At 37.1% G+C, this 8,185-nt stretch carries 7 protein-coding genes; 2 read left to right on the top strand and 5 right to left on the bottom strand.

Translation table 11 applies throughout. The features are described from left to right. Positions 1-305 precede the first annotated feature (305 nt). Positions 306-932, bottom strand: a complete 627-nt coding sequence (locus AC3DU7_RS09550; RefSeq protein WP_488039115.1) for a calcium-binding protein — start codon at positions 930-932, stop codon at positions 306-308. Positions 933-1,022: 90 nt separating this feature from the next. On the opposite strand from AC3DU7_RS09550, the gene AC3DU7_RS09545 reads away from it, so the two are divergent. Both AC3DU7_RS09545 and AC3DU7_RS09540 read left to right on the top strand, forming a co-directional pair. Continuing rightward, positions 1,023-1,697, top strand: a complete 675-nt coding sequence (locus AC3DU7_RS09545; protein WP_488039114.1) for a DUF2301 domain-containing membrane protein — start codon at positions 1,023-1,025, stop codon at positions 1,695-1,697. Positions 1,698-3,087: 1,390 nt separating this feature from the next. Next, entirely contained in the window at positions 3,088-3,747 is a 660-nt protein-coding gene (locus AC3DU7_RS09540; RefSeq protein ID WP_488039113.1) for a YdcF family protein, read from the top strand. A gap of 602 nt (positions 3,748-4,349) precedes the next feature. Here AC3DU7_RS09540 and rbp read toward each other — a convergent pair. The 4 genes from rbp to AC3DU7_RS09520 all read right to left on the bottom strand — a co-directional run bounded on the left by rbp (position 4,350) and on the right by AC3DU7_RS09520 (position 8,071). After that, the gene (gene rbp, locus AC3DU7_RS09535) at positions 4,350-4,643 is read right to left on the bottom strand and encodes an RNA-binding regulator (RefSeq protein WP_488039112.1); all 294 of its coding nucleotides are present in this window, start codon (positions 4,641-4,643) and stop codon (positions 4,350-4,352) included. Positions 4,644-5,100: 457 nt separating this feature from the next. Continuing rightward, positions 5,101-6,504, bottom strand: a complete 1,404-nt coding sequence (locus tag AC3DU7_RS09530; protein WP_488039111.1) for an NAD(P)(+) transhydrogenase (Re/Si-specific) subunit beta — start codon at positions 6,502-6,504, stop codon at positions 5,101-5,103. Beyond that, entirely contained in the window at positions 6,504-6,794 is a 291-nt protein-coding gene (locus AC3DU7_RS09525) for an NAD(P) transhydrogenase subunit alpha part 2 (protein WP_094678584.1), read from the bottom strand. Before AC3DU7_RS09525 ends, AC3DU7_RS09530 begins: the two co-directional genes overlap by 1 nt. Positions 6,795-6,931: 137 nt before the next feature. Continuing rightward, a complete protein-coding gene (locus AC3DU7_RS09520; RefSeq protein WP_488039116.1) occupies positions 6,932-8,071 on the bottom strand; it encodes a Re/Si-specific NAD(P)(+) transhydrogenase subunit alpha in 1,140 nt (379 codons plus the stop codon). Positions 8,072-8,185: the final 114 nt, after the last annotated feature.

Below are 8,185 nucleotides of genomic sequence, written 5' to 3'. Positions count from 1 at the left end.
AATGTACGACAGGCGATCGCCACAGAGACTCAGATATATACTTTAAAATCTCCACCAAAATCTATTCATATTTCAGATTGAAAATTAACAAGAAAATTACTATTAAATCAAGGAGTTTTAAATAATTTCATAACTTAAATTATATCTTTTACCGAATAATTAAGGTTTAAAGCCTCTCATTTAAAGGAGAAACAAAAAAAGATTTTAATTATTAGTCAATCCTCTTCTTTTCAAGGAGAGGTAATAATTCATTATTAATTATTAATTATTAATTATTAATTATTGAAGGGCTATTGTCAATTTACTTATAAATAAGTAAAAAACCACATAGAATAATCTTCTAATAATTCAGCATTTTCAGAATCTTCCATAACAGCTTCTAATTCAGCTAGTGGCAATGTAAATTTCTGACTATCTGTAGTGCGCTCCAATTCTGCTAAAACTCCAGACTCTAAATTTAGTCGGTCGTCTAATTTCAGCAGATTAAACACATCTGTATAAGATGGCTTTTTCTTCTTCAACTTTTGATATTCTTTTTCACTTCCTGGACCAATAGTATAATGTTCTTCCCACTCAAATTCTTCTATTCCTGTAACTAAACAAGGAAATTCAATATTTTGCTTGAGATATTTAAAATATTTTTTTAAATTACTTTGATTAACTTTTAAATTATTTGTATTGAAAATTTCCTCTAACTTTTGTTCAAAAACTTCTAAATTAATTTGTTCTGTTTCATCATCTTCTTCCATCCCTTGAAAAGCACCGATATGCTGTAAAAAATCCTCAATAGGTACACTGATAGTTATATTTCCTCCATTATTCAGTTTACCAGTTTTCCCTGATATAATAGTCTCATCAATTTCAATTGGTTTGAGTTTTCTGGTATCAGGTTGAGACTTATTTTTATTTTGTCTTTGATTAGATTTTGGCATGAAGTTCTCCCCTTATCCAGGTTTATGATTAAAGAATATCTATAAAGTTAAAAAAAATCAGTCGCTCTATCTCTACTTTAGGAGTAAATTATGACACAAATATTACAATCCCCAGAACCCATAGTTTATCAAGGACATTTTGGAGAATTTACTATCACAAAAAGCGACCGCTTTAGTGTCATTATTTACCGCAGTGGCCTCACGATCGCTGCCCTGAGTTTTGCATTAGGCAGCATTTTAGTCCTATGGCAAGGTAATAACCCAACCATTATTAAAGCACTTACGCCTATCTATGGTTGTTTTTGTCTAGCTTTAGGTCTAAGTTTAGCAACTATTCATATCTATATGGCCATTTTACACCGACTACTGCAGGCATTTTGGATTATAGGGACTATTACTGCAGTAATTTTAGCAATTAACAGTACTCAGCCCCTGTTTTTAGTAGTTTACACTAATCCAATTACCATTTTGGGTGTTGGTTTTACCTTTGCTGCCTTGACTGGTATTTATTTCAAAGAAGCTTTTTGTTTTAACCGCCTAGAAACGAAATTCCTCACACCTTTAGTACCTTTTTTACTTCTATCTCATATGGCTGACTTTTTATTACTTGAAGTCAAAGAGTTTTTATTGGGAATTTGGGCATTTCTATTTATAGTTTTTGCTATCCGAAAGGTATTCCAAGCAATACCTCCAGACATAGGTGATAAGAGTGTTTTTGAATATTTGCACAAAAAACAGGAAGAAGTAGTTCATAGCTCTTTCTAGCTATTAACAGTAAATATTAATTAAGTTAAGTGAAGAAGATTTAGTCTTTTTTTATAGACATTTCCAATAATAAAAAATCAAATCAATTATCGCACAGAAATTATCAATTATTTTCCCCTACTCTCTACTTTCTCTATTATTAAAGATAGAGATGTCTAATAAATAGCAGTTATCTCAAATCTAAAAAATTTTGTTACCTACATTTAGTTATGAGTAAAAGTAGTTCATAGTCAGTAGTTAGGAAAAAACACATAATAATAAAATTTACAGCAGATTCGTTCGTATGTCAAAGTACATACAATTGAATCTGCTTTATCAAAGATCGTGCTACACTTATAACTTTGATTTTGTAAATTTGTCAGGACTTACAGATGAGGTATGAAAAACTAGGATTTGAGATAGTTTTCCGTTTCGGACTCAGACGAAAATAAGTTGCAGGTGCATAAGCCCTATTTATAAAGTACTTATACCATTTCTCAAAAACTTCTCTACATTTTGTTGAGCAGGTTAGTAGGGGAGCGAAGGGGAGAAACAAAAATCAGAATAATTAACATTAACTTATCTAAAATTAGCAAAAAAGTAATTCAGCTTGTGCTAATTAGTTAATTTGCTATACTTTAGCACTACTTTTAGTAATTGGTATTATCGCAATTGCCAAAAAGCTTGAGGTAGGCAAATTCATAATTTTTAGAGAGTAAAGAGTAGAAAATAAGAAAAACAGTAAGCATTCAGCCGTCAGCTATAAGTTATTAATATGATTATCTTGGAAGAATAAATTAGTCTTCAAGGATAATTAAAAGTTACTACTCAAAGTATACTCCTTTAACCCACATTCCGCACCACAAAATGTAGTATAAAAGGTGAGTAGTCAATAGTCAATAGTCAGTAGGGAATGATACCGACTAATTGTCTGGCTCCATGTAAGTATTTATGCTCTTAATATTTTCCTGAGAATTTGACTTCTAAGAAAGCTCAATGAAGATAATTTTTACAGTATAAATACTTATCAAGCTACCATTTTTTATGCTACTTTTGATGTTACAACTTGACGTGCGGAACGTGGGCTTTAACAATAGAAAGAATTATTTGCTGATTGCTGACCGCTAATAGCTGAATGCTTACGAAAAACAAATGTACCTCAGTAACTTGAGAAACGCTATATCTATATATCTAAAATTCAGTTAAATAAATTACTTATGAAGCTCAATAGTAAAGAACAGAAAAAATTATAAATCTGTTTTATAGCGCTACGCGCTAGGCAACAGGCAACAGGCAACAGGCAAAAGTAAACTGTGAGTGGGTTTGGTGGATTTAGGAATGTCCTAACCTAAACTTGTAGCGCTATATTAACAGGATTTAATGTTATCTGGAATCTATGTTGATTACTTAAATGTATCCAAAAAACATTTTCTTACAATGGCAGGAAAAATTAATTTTAATAACCCAGATATGGATATTAATTCTAGGATTAATTATCTTTCTAATTACGATTTGCTGCTTTAATATTTATTCATTCTTAGCACTAACCTCCCCCATAAAAGCAGATATACTAATAGTTGAAGGTTGGATGTCTGACTATGCCGTGAAATTAGCGATCGCTGAATTTCAACAAGGTACTTATCAGAAATTAATCACCACAGGTTCACCCATAGGCAAGGGATACTATCTATCAGAATACGATAACTTTGCCGAACTAACAGCCGCAACTTTAATTGCCTTGGGTTTCGAGCCAGACCAAGTGGTTGCTATACCGACTCCTCAAGTTGTTAAGTATCGTACTGCTGCCTCTGCTATTGCAGTTAAAGAATGGCTAGCAACTTCTAATCTGAAAGTAGACTCTATCAATATCTATACTTTAGGACCTCACGCTCGCCGTAGCTGGATGATTTATCGAAATATTTTCAATCCAGATATTCAGGTAGGTGTGATTGCTCTTGAGCCTAAAGGTTATAATCCTAAAAAATGGTGGCAGTCTAGCGCAGGTATGAGGACTGTTGTTGGAGAGGCGATCGCTTATTTTTATACCCGCTTTGTCAATTGGAAAGCTTGAATATAGGGACCAGAAGTTACTAGAAACGAAAAAGTACTAATTAAAAACATATCATATCATGTCCGGATAATCAGTGATAAAAAACCTTTTACCGAAAAATCGTGGGTATGAGCCTCCCCTTTTAAGGGGATAAAAAGCGGTCGTTTGCTTTACAACGCTGGCGCGAAAAGCGGAGCTTCCCGTAGGGTGAGATGGCTCCGAAACCTGCGCCATATCTATGAGACCAAGAGAAAAAATAATTCCGTACTTCAAGCCTCTTGGTTTCCTAGGTCATGCTCCGCAAACAGCAAGAGGTACTGATAACTGATAACTGATAACTGAAATGACCTTTAAACCTTTCTTCCCCTTCTGCCCTCTGCCTTCCCTCCTCCAAAGTAAACTTTCAACCGGATTTGATATCACCCATCAAAGGCTAACAAACATTAATATCTGGTAGGGGATCTTAAACGTACAGCCAAAATAAAATTTTACAGAATTCAATTTAAAATTCTGCACCTTATTAATTTGACGCTTCTGTTTCATGCCCCTACCTAAATTCTTTCTTATAATTACAGGAACTAAACTAAATCCTATAATTAAGTTTGAACGAAAGTGAATTAAACTTAGTAGCGACGAGAGTTGTTTCTGCGGCCACCGCCAAAGGAAGGTCTTTCCTCACGAGGTTTGGCTTTATTCACTTTGATTTCGCGACTCATCCATTCAGCACCATCAAGTGCAGCAATGGCCGCTTCTTCTTCTTCCTCGGTATCCATTTCCACGAACCCAAAACCACGAATGCGTCCTGTTTCACGGTCAGTTGGTAAATGAACTCGTTTGACAGAACCATACTCCTTAAAAACTTCAGATAGGTCATCCTGCGTGACATCGTAGGATAAGTTGCCTACATAAATTGACATAGATATTCTCCAAAATTAAGATATTTGTAGAGATTTAGATTTCGGAGAGAAGCTTGTCAATAGCGACAGGAAAGTAGTCCTCAATATAAACAAACATTATAACCGAATTTATTCTCGCCTTTTATAATAACACAATAGATATTAATATTCAGAGACTTTTTTTAATATTAGGGAATAGGTAACAGGGAACAGAGAACAGGGAACAGCTCCTAAAGGCAAAAGTTTATACCAAATTCAAGAAAGATTGTTACAGTAAAATAGAAATGCTTAACGGAATTGAAAAATCTTCACTGTTTATTTCTTATACCTACCACCTACCACCTAATACCATTGAATAGCCAATCTTGATATAAAACTTAAAATGAGCATTGCTCAATGAACAATGCTCAGTATAAATGAGGTTAGAGGTCAGCGCCTTGAGACAAATATTATACGCTTACCACAGCTCAATCTAATTTTAAAGTTGCTTAACCTCAGAAACCAACTTAGCAACCATATCCTTAGCACTACCAAACAGCATCATAGTTTTATCCTTGTAGAACAAATCATTGTCCACACCAGCAAAACCAGTGCTGAGACCGCGCTTAATCACAATAGTATGCTTTGCCTTATCAACATCAAGAATGGGCATCCCATAAATTGGACTATTCTGATCCGCACGAGCCGCTGGGTTGACCACATCATTAGCCCCAATTACCAAAGCTACATCTGCCTGGTCAAACTGAGGATTAATGTCATCCATATCATATAACTGGGGATAAGGTACATTTGCCTCTGCCAACAATACGTTCATGTGTCCAGGCATCCGTCCTGCAACTGGGTGAATAGCATACTTAACCTCAACACCCAATCCTTCCAACTGGTCTGTCAACTCACGAACAGAATGTTGTGCTTGAGCAACAGCCATACCATAACCAGGTACAATTACCACAGAACGAGCATAACCCAACATCATTGCACCCTCTTCAGGGTCAATACTACGAACAGACTTATCAGTCGTGCCACCAGCAGCAGCAGGACCGCCACCTTCACCAGTACCAAATGCAGCAAACAGTACATTAGTCAAGGAGCGGTTCATACCCTTACACATAATTACTGTGAGGATAATACCAGAAGCACCAACCAATGCACCAGCAATGATCAACATATTGTTCATCACCACAAAACCAGCAGCACTAGCAGCTAGTCCAGAGAATGAGTTCAACAAAGAAATCACAACTGGCATATCGCCACCACCAATAGGGATGACAAACATTACACCCAATATTAGGGATACACCTACCAATGCTAAAAATACAGGTAAATTAAATGGTGTGACGCATAGATAAACGCTACCAACAATAAACCCACCAAACAGGAGAGCATTAACAGGTTGTTGCAATGGGAAAGTGATCGGAGAACCACTCATAATTCCCTGTAGTTTAGCAAAAGCAATTACAGAACCTGTAAAAGTTACACCACCAATTAATACGCCCAATAATGCTGTAATAGTAGTAGGCAATGGAGGAGACTGAGCAACAGCCAAATACCGCCAAAACTCACCTACTGCTACCATTGCAGAAGCAGCACCACCCAAACCGTTGAACAAACCAACCATTTGAGGCATATCAGTCATTTCTACTTTGTAAGCACCGATCGCTCCAATAATGGAACCGACAACAATTGCTACCAAAATCATTTCATAGTTGATTACTTCTTTTTCTAGCAGGGTTGCTACAATAGCAATCAACATTCCCACTGACGCCAGCAAATTACCATTACGAGCTGTAGCTGGAGATCCCAACTTTTTCAGCCCCACGAAAAACAAGGATACCGCTACTAGGTAGCTTAATTGAATTCCGGTTGGTATAAATTCCGTCATTATGCCGCCTCCTTCTTCTTGAACATTTGCAACATCCGGTCTGTAACCAAAAATCCACCAACTACGTTAATGGTGGCAAATACTACAGCAATTAAGCCTAAAATTACAGTGACGTTCCAATCTTTGTCACCAGCAATAATTAGTGCGCCCAAAACTGCAATCCCTGAGATAGCATTTGCTCCAGACATCAGGGGTGTATGCAGAGTAGGTGGCACTTTATTAATTACTTCAAATCCGGCAAATGATGCCAAGACGAATACAAATAAAGCTGCAATTAATGTTTCACTCATAGTCTTTTCAGAGTTGATTTTTGACTTTATAAGACATCAGCAAGGCTTTAACTGAAAAAAAATGCTCCTGCTGAACGCTAAATGTTTTCTCAACAAGACAAAACTCTTGCTGATAGCTGAGTGCTGAGTGCTGACTGCTAATTAACAGCAACACCTAAAGCATCTTTAACTCTTTGATTGCGAATTTCACCAGCATGAGCAACACAAGCACCAGCAATGATGTCATCCTCAAAATCAAGATTTAGCTCTCCATCTTTAATCATCAATTTGAGTAAAGCGGAAATATTTTTGGCATACAATTCACTAGCATGGACTGGCATAGTTGCTGGCAAGTTGACCGGACCGATAATAGTCACACCATTCCACTGTACATCTTTGCCTGCTTCAGTACATTCACAGTTCCCACCCTGTGATGCTGCCATATCAACTACGACTGCTCCTGGTTTCATTTGGTCTACCATTTCTTTAGTTACTAGCAATGGTGCCTTTTTACCAGGAACTTGAGCAGTAGTAATTACAATATCTGAAGCCGCAACGTGCTGTGTGAGAACTTCGCGAGTGTGTTGTTTGGCTTGCTCAGAAAGCTCTTTAGCATAACCACCCTCAGCAACAGTATCTTCCTGGAGAGTTACATCTACAAACTTTGCTCCCAAACTTTGCACTTGCTCTTTAACTTCTGGACGAATATCAAATGCTTCTACTACCGCACCCAGACGACGAGCAGTAGCGATCGCCTGTAAACCTGCAACCCCCGCACCCATTACTAACACTTTTGCAGGTTTAATTGTACCTGCTGCAGTAGTTAACATTGGGAAAAACTTGGGTAAAGCAGCAGAGGCCAACAAAACTGCTTTATATCCACCAATATTAGCTTGGGAAGATAAAGCATCCATAACTTGCGCTCTACTGGTACGAGGAATTAATTCCATACTGAATGCAGTTATCTTCCGTTCCGCTAAACGTTGCACGATAGCAGGATTTCCTAAAGGATCGAGGAAACTAATTAAAACAGAACCCTCTGGTAATTTATCAATTTCTGATTCCTGTAGTACCCCAATTTTCAGAAGTACCTCAGTTTCACGCCACAGAGTGTCACTGTCAGAAATTATTTTTGCTCCAGCTTGTTCGTAAGCTCCATCAAAGAAGAAAGACTTTTCTCCCGCACCTGCTTCTACCTGAATTTCTAACCCCTGTTTGACTAATCGTGCTACAACATCGGGAACTAAGGCCACACGGGATTCATTGACCAGAGTTTCCTTAGCTACTGCTATTCTCATAAATTCTCCTTGTCTAGTGACATACTCCAACACTAACCATTCGATATAGTGTAAGCTCTCTCGCTTCGCAGTCTTGCTATTGCATCGGACTCCACGAAGCTCTAAGGACGGGAT

It is taken from the genome of Okeania sp. (assembly GCF_983059655.1).
The sequence above is the reverse complement of the archived record's forward strand: the minus strand, read 5'-3'. Positions and strand labels throughout refer to the sequence as shown.